Origin of the sequence: Ferruginibacter sp. HRS2-29, assembly GCF_024343615.1 — a bacterium.
In the GTDB taxonomy this organism is placed as follows: Bacteria; Bacteroidota; Bacteroidia; order Chitinophagales; family Chitinophagaceae; genus Ferruginibacter.
The window spans coordinates 1-19,270 of sequence record NZ_RJUB01000013.1 but is presented as its reverse complement, the minus strand read 5'-3'; the positions used below and the strand labels follow the sequence as shown (position 1 = coordinate 19,270).

The window sequence follows — 19,270 nt, the reverse complement described above, 5'->3', positions numbered from 1 at the left end:
CAATGGAATCAAATGACTTTTAATGCTTTTTTTATCAAATCTTCTAAATGTAAGATACCAGGTTCAGCACGGATTATTTTTTGGATCGATTGCTCGGCCTGTATACGGGAAATCCCCAGGGCAGTCAGAGCAGTTAACGCATCCTGTTCCAATCTATTGCCTGCGGGCACAATAATGTCGGTTCCGGATGTTTGTTTATTTACCTTGTCTTTTAATTCCAATACCAGTCTTTCCGCAGTCTTTTTTCCTATCCCTTTCACCCCTTCCAGCAGGCGCACATTACCCTGTACGATGGCATGGCCTACTTCTTCTGAGCGCAATGATGACAACATCATGCGGGCAGTAGCTGCACCTACACCGGAAACGCTTATCAACAAAATGAACATTTCCTTTTCCTGGCGCTCGAAAAACCCATACAATGTATGTGCATCTTCCTTTACCTGGAGATGCGTATAAAGCCTTCCGCCGGTAAGCCCCTGTATGGCAGAATAGGTGGTGAGGCTTATATTCACTTCATAGCCAACCCCGTTTACATCTACATGTACCTGCGCTGGACTTTTATAAGTAAATTTCCCCTCCAAATATGCATACATAATTTCCTAATCTGTCAAGTAGCGAAAATAAGGATATTTTGTTAGCTGAGGGCGTTAGTGGGGATATTTGTTTTGGGAGCTGGTTGCTGGATGCTGGATGTCGGATTCCGCCTTATCTGTCAGCCCGGGCTTGCAGAAGTCTATACGAATATCGTATAATAGAACTTAGCGAAACACAATCGGTATAAACTTCCGGCATCCAGCCACCAGAATGCAGTATCTGCCCTCCGGCATCCAGCATCGGCATTTTTCCATTAATTTTGCAGCAGACCAATCATCAAAACAACACGAATCAATGGGAAAAATTACTGCCGCCATCACTTCTGTAGGGGGTTATGTGCCGGAACACAGGCTTACCAACAAGGAACTTGAAACCATGATAGAGACCACCGACGAGTGGATCAGGACCAGGACCGGCATTGAAGAAAGAAGGATTCTGAAAGGCGAAGGCCTCGGAAGCAGCGATATGGGGGTAGAAGCGGTGAAAGAAATATTAAGGAAAAAAAATATATCCCCGGATGAGATCGACTGCGTGATCTGCGCAACCGTTACCCCGGATATGGTTTTCCCGGCTACTGCCAACCTCATTGCCGATAAGGCAGGCATCACCAACGCGTTCAGTTATGATATCAGCGCCGCCTGCTCGGGCTTTCTCTTTGCATTGACCACCGGCGCAACCTATATCGAAAGCGGCCGCTTCAAAAAAGTGATCGTGGTTGGGGTAGATAAAATGAGCAGCATCATCGATTACAGCGACCGTACCACCTGCATCATCTTTGGCGACGGTGCCGGCGCAGTGCTGCTCGAACCAAGCGAAGACGGCGATGGTATACTCGACAGCATCCTGCGCAGCGATGGCAGCGGTGCCAAACACCTGCACATGAAAGCAGGCGGCTCGGTGAAACCGGCAACCGTAGAAACCGTTTTAGCAAAAGAACATTTTGTATACCAGGAAGGACAGGCCGTTTTCAAATTTGCCGTAAAAGGCATGGCCGATGTGAGTTATGAATTGCTGCAGCGCAACAACCTCACCGCCGATGATGTTGCCTGGCTGGTGCCGCACCAGGCTAACCTGCGCATCATTGATGCCACCGCCAACCGGATGGACCTGCCGAAAGAAAAAGTGATGATCAACATCCAGAAATACGGTAATACCACCGCGGGCACATTGCCGCTTTGCCTGTGGGACTGGGAAAAACAATTGAAAAAAGGCGATAATATCATCCTGGCTTCTTTTGGCGGAGGATTTACCTGGGGCGCTACGTGGGTGAAATGGGCGTATGATACCAATTGATAATGGATAATGGATAATGCTTACTACCGGAAATTACTTCAGTAGTAGTGGAACAACTTTCGAGAAGAAAACATTATCCATTATCCATTATCAATTATCCGTTTTAAAAATACTTCACGGATTTTATCGTTTAGCTGTAATAACAATGTTCCAATGAATAAAATTCTGGCCATATTTTCCATTCTGCTCTTATTCTTTCAGCAGCAGACGAACGCCCAATACTCCCGCTACATCATCCGCCTGAAAGATAAAGGGACCAATCCTTACACGCTGGCGAACCCGGTGCAATATCTTTCACAGAAAGCGGTGGACCGCCGCACGAAATATAATGTCGCCATCGACAGTACCGATCTCCCCGTTACGCCACGTTACATCGACAGCATCCGCCTGGCGGGCAATGTGACGATCCTGAATACATCCAAATGGCTGAACCAGGTGGCTATCCGCACTACCGATGCGGCAGCGCTCGCGAAGATCAATTCATTTCCTTTTGTCATTGCAGCCTCGCCGGTTGGTTCTTTTGCGGGCGAAACGATCGTGCCGGTCAATAAAAAACTGGACGCTGATCTTACCCAGGGTAATCCTCCCCCGTCTCCCGGGCCGGAAGATTTTGTTGAAAGCATCATCAATTATGGCAAAAGCAATGGACAGGTAAAAATACACCAGGGCAGTTTCCTCCACGATCATGGGTTCAAAGGCGAAGGGATGCAGATGGCCGTACTGGATGCCGGATTTTTTCATTACCTCAGCTTACCCACTTTCGACAGTGTAAGGTTGAACAACCAGATCTTAGGCACCTGGGATTTTGTGAACAACGAAGCCAGTGTGGATGAAGATTATGATCACGGGATGAAATGCCTGAGCACCATCGCCGCAAACATACCGGGCGTGTTGGTGGGAACGGCCCCAAAGACTTCATTTTACCTTTATCGCACAGAAGACGTTTTCAGCGAATACCCTATTGAAGAACAAAACTGGGTAGCCGGTATGGAACGGGCCGATAGCCTCGGCGTGCCCGTATCTTCCACTTCCCTGGGATATAATCGTTTTGACAACCCAGCCCTGGATTATACTTATGCCGACATGAACGGCAACACTTCCATCAGCGCACGCGGAGCCGATATGGCGGCCCGCAAGGGAATGCTGGTGGTAATTGCCGCCGGCAACACAGGTAACGATCCTACGTGGAACCAACTGATCACTCCTTCAGATGCCGACAGCGTTTTGAGTGTTGGCGCCGTAGATACAACGGGTATTGTAGGCAGTTTCAGCGCTTACGGCCCCAGCAGCGATGGACAGGTGAAGCCTTCGGTGGCTGCCGTGGGTTCTCCCGCGTATGTGGCCAATTCTTTTACCGGCCTCCCTGAGCTCGGCTTTGGTACTTCTTATGCCTGCCCGAATATGGCCGGATTGGTTACCTGCCTCTGGCAGGCTTTCCCGGAAGTGAACAACATGGCGGTCATTGATGCTACGCAAAGATCTGCTACGAGAGCCACTACCCCCGACAACAGGATGGGATACGGTATCCCGGATATGAAAAAAGCATTCGTGTTGCTGATCAAAAAATTATACACACAGAATATTTCCCTCAACAGCTGCAAGACCGGCGTTTCTTTTTCGGTAAAGACCGGCGCTGATATGATGGTGGAAATTGAACGCAGATCTGTCAACGAAAACACATACTCAAGCATAAAAACTTTCAATGGCGAAGGTGCTTTTGCCAAACGTGATTACGATTTTACGGACGACCTTTCCTTCTCCGCTTATGGCGGCGTGAAATACAGGATTAAAATGACGATCGGCACCGATACTACTTTCTACCTCGATTCGATGACGGTGAATTATATCCAGAGTTGCCTGCCTTCGGCGAATAATATCAGCATGGGGCCAAACCCGGTGGCCAACGATCTTTTCATCAACATTGAACGGACAACTGCCGCCAAAATGGATATCGTGGTAACCAATGCCCTGGGTCAGAAAGTATTCACCAAAACCTTTCAGCAGCCTGCAGGGTACAATGTACAAGCCGTGCCAATGGCGGGAATGAGCAGGGGTATTTATTTTGTAACGGTGTTTGTGGATGGCAAACGGGAAGTGGTGAAGCAGGTGATGCGGTAGTTTTTTATTACACGAATTTTTCGAATTACACGAATTACACGAATTTTTCATAGCAGCCATTGCGAGGCACCAAGCAAAGCTATCTCTTCATAATGACTGTCTACTGTAATGTGGCGGAAACTCCAAAGGTTTAACTATTGACTATTCGCTATTCACCCATTCACCCATTCACTCATTCACCAGTTTTTTCCCAAAGGGCATCAACGATATTTCTATTAGTTTGAAATGCTGCCTTGCAAAGGGTAATCCAATGATGGTGATGGCCAGCAATACTCCCCAGACAATATGATTCAATGCAGTGGCCAATCCGCCGCAAAGTAACCAGACGATATTCAGCAAAAGCGTGAGGCATCCGCCACTCGATGGTTTATATTCTATGCGTGTGCCGAATGGCGCCAATACCGTTATCGCGAGTTTGAAACATTGCAACCCAAATGGTATTCCAACCACGGTGGCACAAAGCACCAGTCCGCCGATAAAATATCCGAGGCATGCGAAGAAACCGCCGAAGATGATCCATAAAATATTGCCGATAAAATTCATGGTAGATTATTTTAAACCTCAAAGATTTCACCATTCACCATTCACCTCGTGAACACTGCCGCAAACATCGTATCCGCCTGCTTTTCGTATCCCTTATAATATTTTGCCTGTAGCAATTTAACGCCCTTTTTTTCCTGAAGAAATTTCACCACCCCTTCATTTTCTTTTTCAAAAACAGAGCAGGTGATATAAAAGAATAACCCGCCGGGTTGTAAATGCTGTAATGCGGCAGCCGCAATTGTCTGTTGCTTTTGTGCATATTCGCCGATCGTTTTTTCGTGGAAGAAAAAAAGTTGTTCCGGTGTTCTGCCCCAGGTGCCGCTGCCGGTACACGGCGCATCGCATACGATGATGGGAAAATCTTCGGGCAATTGCCCGTCGTTCTTTTGCGTGAGGTCCGCCACAAAAGACCGGTAGATATCCACCCTCGCCTGCTGCAATCTTTTTTCGCAATTATGCAGGATCGATTTTCGTATATCCGAAACCGTTAGCTGAACTTTTCCTTTCAGTTTATCATGCAGCAGGATCGCTTTACCGCCGCTGGCGGCGCAACAATCCCAGGCAGGCGTTTTTTTCCCGGCAGGGAGATCAGCGGTATGTTCATCCAGGTAATCCAGTACATGCTGCGAGTTGAGATCCTGTATGACGGCGTCCCGGTTGATGCTGATGATCTCTTCCAATGAAGTCGCATTTTTCAACGCCAGCGAATTTGTATTGATCTCTTCAAATATGATCCCGGCCTCCTTGAATTTGTCTTTTACCACCTGCTCCCGGCCTGGCCGCAGGCGAATGAACAATTTCGGTTGCTGAAGAAACGAACGCGAAAATAATGGTTCATCCAGTTCGGGCGAAAGCTGCTCATGAAAAGGAAATAATTGTTGCGCATCGATGTTCAGCAAACCGATCTTTTCTTCCACAGGCAAACCGATCTTTTCATTCAGCTCAGGATAAAAGAAAGCCAGCAATTCGCTGTGCTGCTGTTCGCATAAAAAAACTGCCAGTATGAACTGGTCATCCCTTGATCTTTCCTTTAATGCAGTAGCCGTTCGGAAATGATCGTAACATATCGCTGCAACGGCTTTGCGGTCTTTGGAACCGTATTTTTTATTGGCGGCAAAATATTTCCGGATAAAATGCACAAAAGGTTCTTCGCCTTTGTAAGCATCGGTGATCTTTTGAGCGGATGATATGTGGGAGTGGTATTTACTCATTTTTATATTACACGAATTAAAGCGAATTACACGAATTACACGAATTGATTATGAAGAAACAAGTTTAAAACATGAATTCACGATTCAATAATTTAGAGGTGGAAAGTCAATAATAAACCCGCCATTGGCGGGTTTTATAATTCGTGTAATCCGTGTAATTCGAAAAAATTCGTGTAATAAAATTTATAGTTCCAGCAACGTGCTCACCGGGTCTTTTCCAAACAACAGCAACGCCGGGTTTTCCAGCAGGTTCTTCACCGTTACCAGGAAGCCTACCGATTCCCTGCCGTCGATGATCCGGTGATCGTAGCTCAGGGCCACATACATCATCGGTTTGATCACCACCTGCCCGTTGACGGCCATCGGGCGCTCCACGATATTGTGCATACCCAGGATAGCGCTCTGCGGAATGTTGATGATCGGTGTGCTCATCATACTGCCGAAAATACCGCCATTGGTGATGGTAAAGGTACCACCGGTCATTTCTTCGATGGTCAGTTTGTTGTTCTTTGCTTTTGTGGCCAGGTCTACCACAGCGCTTTCTATTCCTGCCATGCTGAGGCTTTCCGCATTGCGTATCACCGGCACTACCAGTCCTTTTGGCGCACTCACCGCTATGGAAACATCGCAGTAATCGTGGTAAATGATGTTTTCCCCGTCGATGTAGGCATTAACCGAAGGAAATTGTTGCAAGGCATAACAACATGCTTTCGTAAAAAAGCTCATGAAGCCAAGGTTTACCCCATGCACTTCCTTGAACTTATCCTTGTGTTTTTTCCTGATCTCCATGATCGGCCCCATATCCACTTCGTTGAACGTAGTGAGCATGGCGGTGGTATTTTTTGCTTCCACCAGCCTGCGGCTGATAGTTTTGCGGAGATTGCTCATTTTTTCCGGCCTGTCGGTACGGCCGAATAACTCAGTGCCTGGTTTACGGCCGGGGTTGTTGAGCAATTCCAGCACATCCTGCTTCACTATTTTACCATTGCTGCCGGTGGGCGTAATATTTTTGCTGTCAACTTTTTTATCCGCGATGATGGCGGCAGCTACCGGTGTAGCTTTTACATCCGTAGCAGGGGCTGCTTTAGCTTCCTGTTTGGGAGCTTCCGCTTTAGGGGCTTCCGGCTTAGACGCTTCGGGGGCTTTTTCGGCTGCAGGAGCAGCTGACGCCGGTTTTTCCGCTTCGGTATCGATGGTGCAAACGAGGTCGCCGATAGCGAGCGTATCGTTTTCCTTTGCTACCTGGTGCACCGCGCCGGCCTGTTCGGCATTTATTTCAAAAGTGGCTTTTTCGCTTTCAAGTTCTGCAATCACCTCATCCCGGTCGGCCCATTCGCCTTCCTTTTTCAACCATTTTACCAGTGTTACTTCACTAATGCTTTCTCCTACTGTAGGAACTTTTATTTCTATAGCCATTAAGAGTTTATTTTTTGTACGGGCAAATTTCGGATAAAAAAGGGATTATCAGGCTAGTAATTTTAAAAATCCCTATAATAAAAATATACCCCATATGTGGTATATCAGGATGGGATTTAGTTCCTATTTTTACGCCTCAGAACATTCACCTGAAATCCCCATATACTAACCAAAAACCACCGTTGGATAAACGAACAGCATCCATAAGAACGGTTTACACGTACTTTTATGCCAACCGATACCAGATAATATAAAAAATATGCGATATAAAAATCTACTGCCTTTACTGTTACTGGCTTCACTATCATCCGTACGGAGCCAGGCACAGCTTTACAACAATGGCGCTTCCATCAAGATCCAGCCGGGTGCGGTGGTTTTTGTGGCCGGCGATGTACAAAACAATTCCAGCGGTACCATCAGCAACGACGGCAAACTGGAAGTACAAGGCAGTTTCATCAACAATGCCACATATAGTTCCGTTGCTGCCGAAGACTCCCTGATCCTTTCCGGAACCGGTAATGTGCTGCTCAAAGGCGGGGCTTCCACCATCAACTATCTCATCATCAGCAAGTCTTCCAATGCCAATACAGTTACCCTTTCGGGAACAACTTTGCTGGGCAAAAAGCTGGATTATACTTCGGGAAGTTTTTCTACCGACCCGGTCAACAACCCCACTTATCTTTTTTCAGCGCCGGTTTCTGCCGTGTTCAACTACACAGCAGGACGTGAGATCACCGGGAAAGTAAGGAGGACTTCCTGGACAAATAACAGTACCGCTGTTTTCAACCAGACCAATATGCTGGTAGCCACCAATTCGGGCACCGCACCAACAGATTTCACAGTGACCATGTTGCCAAACAGCGATCCTGCACAAGCCGAAAGGGAAGTGAAAAGGAAATTCGCTTTTACCCAGACAGGCGGAAGCGGGTTCAATACGGATGTGCGCTTTGCTTACCAGGATGCCGAACTGAATACCAATCTTGAACCCACGCTGGCCCCATGGCAGCTGGTAAGCGGCGAATGGAGATCAGCAGCGACTAACCTGCGGGATGGTTCGGCTAATTTTGTAGCTACCACTTCCATAGCGGCTGCAGACCTTGGCAACGAGTGGAAACTGGCCGATGCCCGTTATGTTTTTAATGTAAATGCAAACCTGAGAGGTGCATGGAACGGTACTACCGCCATGAACACCACTTTAAATACAAATGGCCTTCTGCCATTGACCAATCCTTATTTCGGCGTTATCCCCTTCAACTATCCCACCAATGACGGCGTAGGTGCTATTCCGAATGCGAATGTGGTAGACTGGATACTGGTTGAATTGCGCAAACCAGCTACCAACCTTCCGGAAGATGCTATCAATACCACCATCATCGGCAGCAAAGTTGGTTTCATATTAAACGACGGAAGCATTGTAAACACCGACGGCATTACTCCTATCAGCTTCGACATCAACAAACAAGGGGCAGCATTTGTAGTGGTCCGCCACCGCAATCACCTCGGTGTTATCAGCAATTCTATTCCATCGAACGCGGCCGGTACTTTCGCCAATGATTTTTCGGCAGTTGCCAACTCCTATAAACCTGTCGGCAACACGGCTAATCCTGTAGTATTACTTGCAGGGGCTACCGGCAAATATGGCCTGTGGCCGGGCGATGTAAACAGGAATGGTTTTGTGAACGCTTCTGATAATAACCTGATAAAAGTGGATATCGCGGCATCACAGTCAGGCTACCGTTTCAGCGATATCAATATGAATGGTATCATCAACGCGGCAGATAACACGGTAACCAAAGCTACCATCGCGGCTTCAGGAGCTGGTTCGGGCGCAAGGGCTGCCACTATCAAAACAAACCTGCCTGATCCGATCACGGAATAAAATCATTGAGAAAGAAAATAAACCCCCACTAAATTTTTATGAAAAGAATGTTACACATATATAAGGTTGTCGCGGTCGTGTTTTTGCTGTCGGTAAAAGCCATCAGTTCTTCCGCACAGGTGTGCGAATGGCGACTTGCCAACCCGGTTTACAACCCGGTAGACCCGGATGGTGCCGGTCCTGCAACTGGCACGGTTAGCTTTACGCTGCAGGTGCATACTACCAGCGGCACCATCACACAGGTGAGCGGCATCTCCGTAGGCTGGTGCTGGCAAACGGCTAACGCGATGCTGCCAACAGGTATCAACTGCGGCTTGTCGGTCCCCCCTCCATCGAATGTGACCGTAAACCCGGTACTCGCGGGACTTGGATTTACCTATAATAACGTTGATCAATGCAGCGGAACTGTAAACTTCAGCACCGGCGGAGAAACATTCAACCGCAGGTCTTCAGGAAGTTTTGATGGCGGCGTGTTTGATCTGAGCACTACCTGGGTAGACCTCTTCACGGTAACATTATGGTCATTGGGTTCAAGCGCCCCTCATGGCGGATATGTAGCACTCAACTCCAGCGGTGTGTCGCCAAATGTACCGGCAGGGATCGCGTTTGGCAGTTATGCCCTGTCCGATGTGCCGGGCGGCGAATATGTAGTAAATTCATTGACGTATACTTCACCGCTTCCACTGGTAACAGGCCCTGTACCGGTAACTTTCTCCAGGTATGATGTAAAATGTTCCGACAGGGGTACAGCCCTTACCTGGAGCACTTCGGTTGAATACAACAGCAATTATTTTGAAGTGGAAAAAAGCGCCAACGGATCCGGTACAGACTGGAAAGCTATCGGCAGAACTCCGGCAGCAGGCAGCAGCGCTATACAGCAAAATTATCAATACCTCGACCTGGAAGCAGGAGCTGCGGCTTATCGTATCAGGCAGGTTGACCTGAACGGTCGTGCGACTTACACCGATATCAAACGCAGCAGTTGCGAAGCGAAATCGATCAATGTGTTATTGTACCCGATCCCTGCAAAAGACAGGCTGACGGTAGCGATCAGATCATCCCGTGCGGCACGCACCAACCTGAACGTGATAGATGCTACAGGAAGGATCGTGTTGAGGCAGTCGAATACTATCATCAATGCGGGCAGCAACAACGTCCTGCTGGATGTACATACGCTACCGGCCGGCGAATACATACTCGTAAGCAGCGATCCATCCGTTTATATCAATCAGAAATTTGTAATAGCCAGGTAATACCGGCTCAAGATTCTCTTCTTCATACTTATAAGGCTCCGCTCATTTGGGCGGGGCTTTTTTTTGAACAACAGAGGAAGGGAGGGTACAGAGAAACACAGAGGATTGCGCCGCAGGCACGTTTTATAATGAACACGCTACAGGCATGTTTTATAATTAAACGCACCGCAGGCATGTTTTATTATGAACGCGCCGCAGGCACGTTCCTACTCGGTGAACCTCTGTGAAAAAACTCTGTGCAACTCTGTGGTTCTAAAAAAAATTGCCGCGTAAGCGGCAATCAAAAGAAAAATAAACGCCTATGAAAAAAATCATGATCCGAGATAACTACGGAGCAGGTTACATTTTGAAGTGGTCCTTAACTTGGTGATGGCTTTGTCTTTGATCTGCCTCACCCTTTCGCGGGTAAGCGAAAAGCGTTCTCCTATATCTTCCAGGCTCAGCGGATGATCGATGCCGAGGCCGAAGAAATAACAGATCACTTCCTTCTGCCTTTCGGTAAGGGTGCTGAGCGAACGGGCGATCTCTGTATTTAAAGAAACGCGGACGGCAAGGTCGTTGTCGGTACTTACTGCGTTGTGGTTAATGAGGATGTCGGCCAGCGTACTGGTATCATCGCCGTCGCCCATGGGCTGATCCATGCTTACGTGGCGGGCCGCTACACTCATGGTAGCCGCTACTTCTTCTACATCTATATCCAGGAATGTAGCCAGTTCGTCGGCTGTTGGTTCCCGTTCAAATTCCTGTTCGAGTTGAGAATACGCTTTGCTGATGCGGTTGGTAAGCCCTACCTTATTCAGCGGCAGGCGAACAATTCTTGACTGCTCTGCCAATGCCTGCAATATGCTTTGCCTGATCCACCATACGGCATAAGAGATAAATTTGAACCCCCTGGTTTCATCGAAACGTTGTGCCGCCTTGATGAGGCCGAGATTGCCTTCATTGATCAGGTCCGGAAGAGTAAGCCCCTGGTTCTGGTATTGTTTTGCAACAGATACCACGAAACGAAGATTGGCTTTCGTCAGCTTATCGAGGGCTGCCTGGTCACCCTTCCTGATGAGTAATGCGAGTTTTACTTCTTCTTCAGGTGAAATGAGCTCCACTTTTCCGATCTCCTGTAAATATTTCTCGAGGCTCTGGCTTTCACGGTTGGTAATCGATTTCGTTATTTTCAGCTGGCGCATACTCATAAGCTGGCAATTTTAGTTGTAGTAAAGGTTTGTATCGTTAACATTTTTATAAGATATTAGATACTAACGTAATTTAATCTAATTATTATATGTTTCCTAAAATATTTTTTTGTAAACGCATCTTTTGAAAGCCTTGTCTGCACTTAAAAGCAGCCTATTTTTGAATTGTTTCAAAATAAGCCGCTAAAAATTTTGTCAGGTTAATATTTTTTCTATAATTGCACTGTTCAATTGAACGATTAAAAAAATAGAATGAGTAAAAAAGTTTTATACACACTGGAATACCCGGTACGTTGTTCTCCAGGGATTTTATTTGAATTTTTAAGTCAGCCATCGGGTTTGCAGGAATGGTTTGCTGATCATGTAGACGAACGCGACGGGGTTTTCACTTTTGGCTGGAATGGCACCGAAGAGACGGCAAATATGGTGGAACAGGAAGAAGATAAATTCATACGTTTTCATTGGGAGCATGCCCCCAAAGGCGAATATTTTGAATTCGCGATAGACCGCTCTGAAGTAACCAACCAGACGATTTTGATCATCAAGGATTTTGCAGAAAAGAAAGATATCAAGGACCAGAGCCAGTTGTGGGAGTACCAGGTGAAGGATCTGTTTCACCGGTTGGGAAGCTAGTTCGCTTCGCGATAAAAAAGCAACGCAGATGATTATGATGGTTATGATCTTTTAGGATTTATCTGTGTTCATCCTAAAGATCATAATGATCTGCGTTCCGTTCTATATCACCGCAGGTGATATCATTAATCCGGCAAGGCGCATAGCACCTTCTTCCAGCAACCACCTCATCTCATTCCACTTTTCCAGATCATACTTTATGGCAAGCTTGATGAACGATCTGTTCCCCAGTTCTTCCATGTTGTATTCCGATGCAGGCACATAATTACCCGCTTCAAAATGATGATCCCATTCATTGTGGCCGATGCAGATGTAAATGCCCGACGATCCTTTTTGTAAATTATGGATGATACTTTCGCGGAACGTGTCTGCATAATGCCCTTTCAGCAGCAGCGTACAGCTGAAGAAATTCCCCCACCAGAACATCGTACGGAGCGCAAAAATATGGTCGCGGCCAAAAACCGACGGGTAATCCAGCATCACATACGGCATCTGCAGGTAATTTTCCCCTTTGGATATCTTCGGAAAGGAGCCGGTGATCTCAGCGCCAAAAAAATCGCCGTGTGCGGCAAAAGCCTGCCTGACGGCCGCCGCGTGGAGGCCGAGGAGATCATACACTTTTTCAGTAATGCGTTGTTTCGTTAAAATCCATTCCTTATCACAGACTTTATCAAGTTCCGCTTCAGAAAGTGTTATTTTTGCAGCATCATCCATATGTTACCAAAAATAACATAAGAAAAATGAGTTAGCGAGCAAATGATCAAGAAATTAGATAAACTGATTATTAAATCTTTTTTAGGGCCATTCATCATCACGTTTTTTATCGCGGTATTTGTATTGATGATGCAGATCCTCTGGAAATACATTGATGACCTGATCGGTAAAGGACTCGATCTTATCACCATCGGGCAGTTTCTCTGGTACGCCAGCGCATCGTTGCTCACACTCGCCATGCCCATCGCCATCCTTATTTCTTCCATCATGACCTTTGGTAACCTGGGCGAAAGCTTTGAGTTGGTGGCCATCAAATCAGCGGGCATTTCTCTGTTGCGTTTCATGCGGCCGCTGATGTGGATCGCTATATTACTTTGCAGCATCACGTTTCTTTTTGCCAATTATGTGATCCCTTATTCCCAGTTGAAATTCGCTACGCTCTACCACGATATCTTTTACAAGAAGCCGGCGTTCGATCTGAAGGAAGGGGTATTTTTTACCCATATACCCGGTTACGCCATAAAAGTGGGCAAAAAAGATCCGGACGGTAAAACGATCCGCAATGTACTGATCTACGAAAATCCTTACACCAATCCTGTCCAGAACAACAGCATCATTGCCGAATCGGGTGTGATGAAAATTTCCGACGATAAAAAATTCCTTGAATTCAACCTGAAGAATGGTTACCGGTACGAAGAAAGGGGAAATGTTTACGATACCGCCACAGACTTCATCCGTGTAGGTTTCAAAGAATTCAAAAAACTATTTGACCTCAGTATACTGCAGCAGCAAAGTACTCCTGATAGTGTTTTCAAAAACGATCTCAAAATGCTGAGTGCACGCCAGCTCAACAAAAGCATCGACTCGCTTGACCGTTTGACAGATACCCTGTTAAAAAATATGACCGTGATACTGAACGGCAACCTGCATTTCACCAATGTGAGCGACAGCATCTGGAAAGCTACGCCTGCCGCAAAGCCTTCAGCGAAGCTGGTGCCCGATTCGGCGGAACGCCTGGTAAAAGACAAAGCGCTGGGTGTAGCGGAAATGATGAAAAGCACCATCCAGTATTCCGGAACGGAAATATCGGCCCGGCAAAAAAATATCCGCTCAGGGCGTATCGAGTGGCACCGCAAATTCTCTTTGTCGCTGGCCTGCCTGATCCTCTTCTTCATCGGTGCGCCGCTGGGCTCCATTATCCGCAAAGGCGGGCTGGGTATGCCATTGATCGTGGCCATCATCTTCTTCCTCATCTTTCACCTGCTGAATATGTTTGGAGAAAAATTCGTGAAAGAAGGCCTCCTGTCGCCTGCAATTGGCATGTGGTTGGCTATAATCGTACTTGCGCCCATAGGTGTGTTCCTTACGTATAAGGCCATGCACGATTCGCAGCTGTTCAATAAAGAACTTTACAACAGGGCATTTAAAAGGGTAAAAGGATTTTTTACAAAAAAGAAGGCCTCCGCTTCTTCTATTTAAAAACATTTTTATGAGCAACATCAACAGAAGAAATTTTATCGGCAGTACCGCTAAAGGCACTATCGCATTAACTGTAGGCGCCATCGGCATCAGCAGCTTCCTCGAATCCTGCACGGGCAGTAAAAAAATGGCGGCGCCACCGGCCTATTCTACCGGTTACGATCAGCAGCCCCTGCCCTATGCATACAATGCATTGGAAAACGTGATAGACGCCATGACGATGGAGATACATTATACCAAACATGCCGCGGCTTACAGCAAAGCGCTCAAAGAAGCCGTGCAGGCGGAAGGCGTGGCGGCAGGTACAAATGTTGAAACGATCCTGGCCAACATATCAAAATACAGCACCAAGATGCGCAATAATGCCGGTGGCCATTACAACCACGAAATGTTCTGGCAGAGCATGCGCCCCAAAACCAACGACAACAAACCTTCCGGCGCTTTGCTGGCTGCGATAGAAAAATCATTCTCCTCCTTTGCTTCTTTCAAAACAAAATTCAATGCGGCTGCCACCGGCAGGTTCGGCAGCGGATGGGCATGGCTGTATGTTGATGCGGCAGATAAAACCCTGAAGATCGGCAGCACCCCCAACCAGGATAACCCCTTGATGAATGTGAGCGATATCAAAGGGTTTCCGTTACTCGGCCTCGATGTGTGGGAACACGCTTACTACCTCAAATACCAGAACAAACGTGCCGACTATGCCGACAACTGGTGGAATGTGGTGAACTGGGCGTATGTGGAAAAACGTTTCGCAGCGGTTTAGTGAATAGTGAATGGTGAATGGTCAAACCTTCGAAGGTTGTTAGGGTAATTTGAGGTTTGTAAAAAATGCCGTTAATTCGTGTAATTCGCGAAAATTCTTTTAATTCGTGGTTATGCGATCAAAATTATCCTGGATAATAATCATATTGGGTACGCTGGTGATGGTGGTAGTAATGTCCATCACCGGCAAGCCTTTGAAAACTCCCGAAACTCCTTCGGGTATCATTGCGCTGGAACTGGCGGGCAATAAAGCGGAAGTAGAAGAAGTATTGACAGCTTGGGGTTTTCCTTTCTTTGCAAATCCTGAAGGACGTGCGAGGGGATTCAGGTCGATGGCCGCAGTTTTTGGACATACCGGCGCTAAAATCAAAGCTGCCAAACAAAATACCTACTACGATTTTATTTTCATTCTCTTCTACACAGCCTTATTCTACATGCTTTGCAAAGCAACTGTACGCTGGTTAAATAATCAAGGGCATACCACATTCTTAGGCACTTTCCTTAGCAAGGCAGTCATCGTTTCCGCTTTCCTGGACGTTATAGAAAATACGGGCATGTTACTAAGCCTTTCTGGAAATATTTCTGATGGCTCTGCAGCCATCACTTTTATAGCTTCCATCATCAAATGGTCGATCGTTGCCATCACTATTTTATACCTGCTGATATTCGGAATTTATTTTGGAATTTATTCCAGACGTAAATGAATCATAAATACCCGGCAAAAAAAGAACGCGCCACAGGCACGTTCCGACATTCGTAATTTTTAATTCGTAATTGCCCTAAATTGACTCAGCCTTCGCAAAATAACATCCCCAATAATACCGGGATGAAACTCTGCAAAGGCTGATAAATTGACAAGCAATCGTGACACGAATTTACAGGAACGCGGGGGAATTATGCAAAGAGATTTGGTAAAATTTTGCCAACAAAACAGGTTACGTTTACATTAGAAAAAAATTAGAAAAATCATCGCTCGGAGAGGCTTTATTTAGCCATTAGCTGGCCAGTCCCAGAACTTTTTTTTGTTTTCCAGTTGCCGGATCGTTTTCACTATCCTGGACACTTTTGTATCCGCTCTTTTTGCTTCATTGATCCAGTCGATATAATACTTCTTGTTGCTTTCACTAAGCGTTGAAAAGAAATCGTAAGCCTCCGGAGACTGCAGTAAGGAATCGTAGATCTCTTCCGGTATGTCCACATCAGATTCGTCGGGGAATAGTTTTACATGAACTGCATCTCCCGCTTTTTTCCCGATCGCTTTTCGCAAAGCGGCTTTCAGCACCAACATCATTTCACCGGTTTTGACGGGCAGCAGGTTGAACTGGCGGATCTCGTAAGTATCGATAAACCCCTTTACCCTTACCAATCCCTGTGAAGTTTTAAGGGATGCAGGAATATCTTTTATGGTTACATAATGCCAGCCTCCTTTTGTTGCCTGGCGTTCAATGGTAAATTTTTTGTCGGTTAACGGGCGCATAGATGGCTTTGTTAAATACAAAGGAGTTTAATTCTTTGGAAATTGCTCATTCGCTTTCACTTCTTCTATCTGTTGCGTATGCCTGTTGCTATGCGACGCAATCAGCAGCACGAACTGGTAGGCATCGTACGTACCGATAGGAAGTACCGCTACATGATTGCGCAGATCGAGCTGGGTGGTCTTTATAAAGTCAATCAGCTTTTCGCGGTTTTCCTTGAAAGCGACGAGTGCTTCTTCCGTAGTTTTATAGGGAGAATTGGCCGGCTCCAGCATGGCGAATGTTTTTGATTTATGCGAACGGTCTTCTACCGCTTTGACAAGATCGGCATCCGTAAATTTTATCTCGGCCCTTTTTTCTGGATTAGCCGGTTGTTTGAGCAGATCGTCTACCATTGCCCACAAACTTTTTTCGGCTGCCGCAATGTGTTTGATACCTTCTTCCACGCTCCATTTATCTGCCGCGGGCTTGAATGCCAGCTGGGCAGCAGACAACCCTTTCACCGAATTAAAAACGCCTGTTTCCGTTTCGGACAGAAGTTTAACGGCATCGTCCTTTTCTTTAGCAGTAAGCTGAACAGTAGACGCTATGGTAGCAGTGGCAGTTTTTTCCTGGGCACACACCTGTTGAAAACTGAATTGTGCAGCCAGTAGCAGAACGGGGATGATGATCTTTTTCATGTTGAAAAATTTGATTTTTTAATAAGGTTTGATGCCTGCTAAAGATACTGTTCTGAAATTTGTAATAACGGGTGTTGGCGGGACAATTATAAGGGTGGGTTGAGACAGGTTCTGTTTTTACCAACCGGAAACGAACCCTTTCATGGTGGAGTCAATTTTTTCTAAAACTAATAAGTAATGTTAATCAAATTTTAAACTCCAGCCAATATTCCGGCGCTTTGTCCTTTGCCTGCTCCAGCAGCAGTTGCTGCTGTTTGAGCGCCATTATCTGCATCGCTATCTTCCGCGGGTTCCTTTTGGTAATGCGTTCCATAACGGCCATGGCTTTCTTTCTCCTCGTATACACGGCAGCGTATCCATACCCGAGGTTAGGATTGGCTTTGAGGTATGGCAATTCGCTGTCTGCCGCATTCACCACTTCCATGGCGATCTCAAAATCCTGCTTCATCTTTTTGAGCTCTTTCTCCAGTTTGTATAATTGAACATCGCATTTAATGCCTTCCATCTTAATGTCTATGGCTGACTGACTTTCATATTTTTCGCGTAATTCGGCTATGGCGGGAGATTCGGCTGCCTTAAGGGGTTTCACCTCCTGCGAAGTAATGTTGTACCTGGCGGCCAGCTGGTCTACCAGGGGGTACAATTTCCGCGGTACTTTACGGTCGCCCCGCTCCATCATGGCGTACGTACTTAGTTTGAGGCCGAGTTCGCGGGCCATTTCGGCCTGGGTAAGATGGATCTGATCGCGAAGGAGACGAAGGTGGAACATGTGAGATAGTTTTGCCGGTAATAAAGGGATTAAGGGTAAAGCCGCATTTTCAACGACTTATCACACAATTTAATAATAATGCTGAAATATTTTGTGCAGATAATTATTTTTAACAACTGCACAAAAAATTTGTGCAGTTGAGTAACTGCACAAAATTTCTGCACAAAAATATTTGTGCAGAAATTATTTTTTTGAATCAAAAATTAAAAACTGCACAAATTGTAATTGTGCAGTTTTAATTTTTAATCAAAATTTTTCCGCAACTGCACAAATTTTTGTTGTGCAGTTTTACTTTATTATCGAAAGATCTCAGCAACTGCACAAATTATTTATGGCGCAGGAAGCCCGGCAAAATATATTGCCCGCTCCAAAATAACATTGTCGAAAACGAGCCCAATCTTCACCGTTTTTTTTCAGCCACTTTTGAGTTTCCTTCTGAGTAAGATCAGTTTGAATTTTATATTGTCGTAGATGAGGCCGGATAGCAAGGCAGCTGCGGCAAAAATTAAAGAGTACAGGGCCAGTTTTGAATATAAGATGCCGCCAACAATTCCGCCGATAAAAAAGAAACTGATGATGATCAACCGCAATTTTATGGAGGAAAGCAACCTGGTCTTTTGCTGATCTTCTTTGTAAAAAAACAACTGCGATAATTCGATACCCAGGTCGGTAAAAAGCCCGGTCAGGTGCGTTGTTCGCACACTTGCGTTGGAAATGGTTGTTACCAGTGAATTTTGCAAACCCATGGCAAAAAGTAAACTGAAGGCAATGGCATCGGGGCTGCTGAGCATGAGCCTGTGCCCCAAAAAGCCAACGGTTAATAAGATCAGGCATTCAATGGAAGCAGGCACTACATAAATATACTGGTCGCTTTTGCGGGAGATGATCTCTATGAGAAAGCTGGATACAAAAGAGCCCAGGAAAAAGAAAAAGATATAGAGGAAATAAATAAACCCCTGCCAGAAGTTGAGCTTGAAAACCTCGTCTACAAAAAAAGCAAAGTGCCCCGTTACGTTTGTCGTCAATCGTTGAACTGCAAAAAAACCGGCCACATTTACAATTCCGGCTACAAAAGATAATAAAGAAGCAATCCTCAGGTTATGTTTTAAAGTCCGGGTCTTACCTTGATGTCTGAACATTTTGTAATTTTTCTCTGGCCCTAAAGTTAAGCCACAAACGGCGAGGATGCTTCAATATTACCATGGGCTGCAATCCATGGCGACAAAAATTTTGCCGGGAAGACGGGAAGAAGGAGGGG

General features: G+C 46.1%; 18 protein-coding genes. 8 read left to right on the top strand and 10 right to left on the bottom strand.

Annotated elements, in window-relative coordinates; all coding sequences use genetic code 11:
• Window positions 1–8: 8 nt before the first annotated feature.
• Entirely contained in the window at window positions 9–593 is a 585-nt protein-coding gene (gene ruvA, locus EGI32_RS06670; protein ID WP_255154607.1) for a Holliday junction branch migration protein RuvA, read from the bottom strand.
• A 295-nt stretch (window positions 594–888) separates the two neighbouring features.
• Between ruvA and EGI32_RS06665 the strand changes: the two genes are divergently transcribed.
• Window positions 889–1,887, top strand: a complete 999-nt coding sequence (locus tag EGI32_RS06665) for a beta-ketoacyl-ACP synthase III (RefSeq protein ID WP_255154606.1) — start codon at window positions 889–891, stop codon at window positions 1,885–1,887.
• Window positions 1,888–2,040: 153 nt separating this feature from the next.
• Window positions 2,041–4,005, top strand: a complete 1,965-nt coding sequence (locus EGI32_RS06660; RefSeq protein ID WP_255154605.1) for a S8 family peptidase — start codon at window positions 2,041–2,043, stop codon at window positions 4,003–4,005.
• 168 nt (window positions 4,006–4,173) lie between these two features.
• On the opposite strand, the gene EGI32_RS06655 is transcribed toward EGI32_RS06660, so the two are convergent.
• The 3 genes from EGI32_RS06655 to odhB form a co-directional block, all read right to left on the bottom strand.
• Window positions 4,174–4,548, bottom strand: a complete 375-nt coding sequence (locus tag EGI32_RS06655) for a YccF domain-containing protein (RefSeq protein ID WP_255154604.1) — start codon at window positions 4,546–4,548, stop codon at window positions 4,174–4,176.
• Between the two features lie 41 nt (window positions 4,549–4,589).
• Complete coding sequence (locus EGI32_RS06650) at window positions 4,590–5,759, bottom strand: Fmu (Sun) domain-containing protein (RefSeq protein WP_255154603.1); 1,170 nt, start codon at window positions 5,757–5,759, stop codon at window positions 4,590–4,592.
• Window positions 5,760–5,942: 183 nt separating this feature from the next.
• Window positions 5,943–7,175 carry a 2-oxoglutarate dehydrogenase complex dihydrolipoyllysine-residue succinyltransferase gene (odhB, locus tag EGI32_RS06645; protein WP_255154602.1) on the bottom strand — a complete coding sequence of 411 codons (1,233 nt, stop codon included), beginning with the start codon at window positions 7,173–7,175 and terminating at the stop codon, window positions 5,943–5,945.
• Between the two features lie 259 nt (window positions 7,176–7,434).
• On the opposite strand from odhB, the gene EGI32_RS06640 reads away from it, so the two are divergent.
• A complete protein-coding gene (locus EGI32_RS06640) occupies window positions 7,435–9,054 on the top strand; it encodes a dockerin type I domain-containing protein (protein ID WP_255154601.1) in 1,620 nt (539 codons plus the stop codon).
• Between the two features lie 47 nt (window positions 9,055–9,101).
• Window positions 9,102–10,307: a T9SS type A sorting domain-containing protein gene (locus EGI32_RS06635; RefSeq protein WP_255154600.1), complete on the top strand. Its 1,206-nt coding sequence runs from the start codon at window positions 9,102–9,104 to the stop codon at window positions 10,305–10,307.
• A 311-nt stretch (window positions 10,308–10,618) separates the two neighbouring features.
• Here EGI32_RS06635 and EGI32_RS06630 read toward each other — a convergent pair whose 3' ends face one another.
• On the bottom strand, window positions 10,619–11,497 hold the full coding sequence (locus EGI32_RS06630; RefSeq protein ID WP_255154599.1) for an RNA polymerase sigma factor RpoD/SigA: 879 nt from the start codon (window positions 11,495–11,497) through the stop codon (window positions 10,619–10,621).
• Window positions 11,498–11,749: 252 nt separating this feature from the next.
• Here EGI32_RS06630 and EGI32_RS06625 point away from each other — a divergent pair, with 252 nt between their 5' ends.
• Window positions 11,750–12,130 carry an START-like domain-containing protein gene (locus EGI32_RS06625; protein WP_255154598.1) on the top strand — a complete coding sequence of 127 codons (381 nt, stop codon included), beginning with the start codon at window positions 11,750–11,752 and terminating at the stop codon, window positions 12,128–12,130.
• A gap of 102 nt (window positions 12,131–12,232) precedes the next feature.
• Here EGI32_RS06625 and EGI32_RS06620 read toward each other — a convergent pair whose 3' ends face one another.
• On the bottom strand, window positions 12,233–12,844 hold the full coding sequence (locus tag EGI32_RS06620) for a hypothetical protein (RefSeq protein WP_255154597.1): 612 nt from the start codon (window positions 12,842–12,844) through the stop codon (window positions 12,233–12,235).
• Window positions 12,845–12,886: 42 nt separating this feature from the next.
• On the opposite strand from EGI32_RS06620, the gene EGI32_RS06615 reads away from it, so the two are divergent.
• The 3 genes from EGI32_RS06615 (at window position 12,887) to EGI32_RS06605 (ending at window position 15,792) form a co-directional block, all read left to right on the top strand.
• Window positions 12,887–14,323 (top strand): LptF/LptG family permease, encoded by a 1,437-nt coding sequence (locus EGI32_RS06615; protein WP_255154596.1) that lies wholly within the window; start codon window positions 12,887–12,889, stop codon window positions 14,321–14,323.
• A 10-nt stretch (window positions 14,324–14,333) separates the two neighbouring features.
• Window positions 14,334–15,089 carry a superoxide dismutase gene (locus EGI32_RS06610; protein WP_255154595.1) on the top strand — a complete coding sequence of 252 codons (756 nt, stop codon included), beginning with the start codon at window positions 14,334–14,336 and terminating at the stop codon, window positions 15,087–15,089.
• A gap of 112 nt (window positions 15,090–15,201) precedes the next feature.
• Window positions 15,202–15,792 (top strand): hypothetical protein, encoded by a 591-nt coding sequence (locus tag EGI32_RS06605; protein ID WP_255154594.1) that lies wholly within the window; start codon window positions 15,202–15,204, stop codon window positions 15,790–15,792.
• A 284-nt stretch (window positions 15,793–16,076) separates the two neighbouring features.
• Here the strand turns inward: EGI32_RS06605 and EGI32_RS06600 are convergent, their stop codons facing one another.
• The 4 genes from EGI32_RS06600 to EGI32_RS06585 form a co-directional block, all read right to left on the bottom strand.
• The gene (locus tag EGI32_RS06600) at window positions 16,077–16,565 is read right to left on the bottom strand and encodes a YdeI/OmpD-associated family protein (protein WP_255154593.1); all 489 of its coding nucleotides are present in this window, start codon (window positions 16,563–16,565) and stop codon (window positions 16,077–16,079) included.
• 27 nt (window positions 16,566–16,592) lie between these two features.
• Window positions 16,593–17,243 carry a DinB family protein gene (locus EGI32_RS06595; protein ID WP_255154592.1) on the bottom strand — a complete coding sequence of 217 codons (651 nt, stop codon included), beginning with the start codon at window positions 17,241–17,243 and terminating at the stop codon, window positions 16,593–16,595.
• 184 nt (window positions 17,244–17,427) lie between these two features.
• Window positions 17,428–18,012 (bottom strand): helix-turn-helix domain-containing protein, encoded by a 585-nt coding sequence (locus tag EGI32_RS06590; protein WP_255154591.1) that lies wholly within the window; start codon window positions 18,010–18,012, stop codon window positions 17,428–17,430.
• A gap of 413 nt (window positions 18,013–18,425) precedes the next feature.
• Complete coding sequence (locus EGI32_RS06585) at window positions 18,426–19,151, bottom strand: YoaK family protein (RefSeq protein WP_255154590.1); 726 nt, start codon at window positions 19,149–19,151, stop codon at window positions 18,426–18,428.
• Window positions 19,152–19,270 lie beyond the last annotated feature (119 nt).

Excerpts from the sequence above, each read along its gene's own strand:
- ruvA (WP_255154607.1), bottom strand. The coding sequence starts at position 593 with ATGTATGCATATTTGGAGGGGAAATTTACTTATAAAAGTCCAGCGCAG.
- EGI32_RS06665 (WP_255154606.1), top strand. The coding sequence starts at position 889 with ATGGGAAAAATTACTGCCGCCATCACTTCTGTAGGGGGTTATGTGCCG.
- EGI32_RS06660 (WP_255154605.1), top strand. The coding sequence starts at position 2,041 with ATGAATAAAATTCTGGCCATATTTTCCATTCTGCTCTTATTCTTTCAG.
- EGI32_RS06655 (WP_255154604.1), bottom strand. The coding sequence starts at position 4,548 with ATGAATTTTATCGGCAATATTTTATGGATCATCTTCGGCGGTTTCTTC.
- EGI32_RS06650 (WP_255154603.1), bottom strand. The coding sequence starts at position 5,759 with ATGAGTAAATACCACTCCCACATATCATCCGCTCAAAAGATCACCGAT.
- odhB (WP_255154602.1), bottom strand. The coding sequence starts at position 7,175 with ATGGCTATAGAAATAAAAGTTCCTACAGTAGGAGAAAGCATTAGTGAA.
- EGI32_RS06640 (WP_255154601.1), top strand. The coding sequence starts at position 7,435 with ATGCGATATAAAAATCTACTGCCTTTACTGTTACTGGCTTCACTATCA.
- EGI32_RS06635 (WP_255154600.1), top strand. The coding sequence starts at position 9,102 with ATGTTACACATATATAAGGTTGTCGCGGTCGTGTTTTTGCTGTCGGTA.
- EGI32_RS06630 (WP_255154599.1), bottom strand. The coding sequence starts at position 11,497 with ATGAGTATGCGCCAGCTGAAAATAACGAAATCGATTACCAACCGTGAA.
- EGI32_RS06625 (WP_255154598.1), top strand. The coding sequence starts at position 11,750 with ATGAGTAAAAAAGTTTTATACACACTGGAATACCCGGTACGTTGTTCT.
- EGI32_RS06620 (WP_255154597.1), bottom strand. The coding sequence starts at position 12,844 with ATGGATGATGCTGCAAAAATAACACTTTCTGAAGCGGAACTTGATAAA.
- EGI32_RS06615 (WP_255154596.1), top strand. The coding sequence starts at position 12,887 with ATGATCAAGAAATTAGATAAACTGATTATTAAATCTTTTTTAGGGCCA.
- EGI32_RS06610 (WP_255154595.1), top strand. The coding sequence starts at position 14,334 with ATGAGCAACATCAACAGAAGAAATTTTATCGGCAGTACCGCTAAAGGC.
- EGI32_RS06605 (WP_255154594.1), top strand. The coding sequence starts at position 15,202 with ATGCGATCAAAATTATCCTGGATAATAATCATATTGGGTACGCTGGTG.
- EGI32_RS06600 (WP_255154593.1), bottom strand. The coding sequence starts at position 16,565 with ATGCGCCCGTTAACCGACAAAAAATTTACCATTGAACGCCAGGCAACA.
- EGI32_RS06595 (WP_255154592.1), bottom strand. The coding sequence starts at position 17,243 with ATGAAAAAGATCATCATCCCCGTTCTGCTACTGGCTGCACAATTCAGT.
- EGI32_RS06590 (WP_255154591.1), bottom strand. The coding sequence starts at position 18,012 with ATGTTCCACCTTCGTCTCCTTCGCGATCAGATCCATCTTACCCAGGCC.
- EGI32_RS06585 (WP_255154590.1), bottom strand. The coding sequence starts at position 19,151 with ATGTTCAGACATCAAGGTAAGACCCGGACTTTAAAACATAACCTGAGG.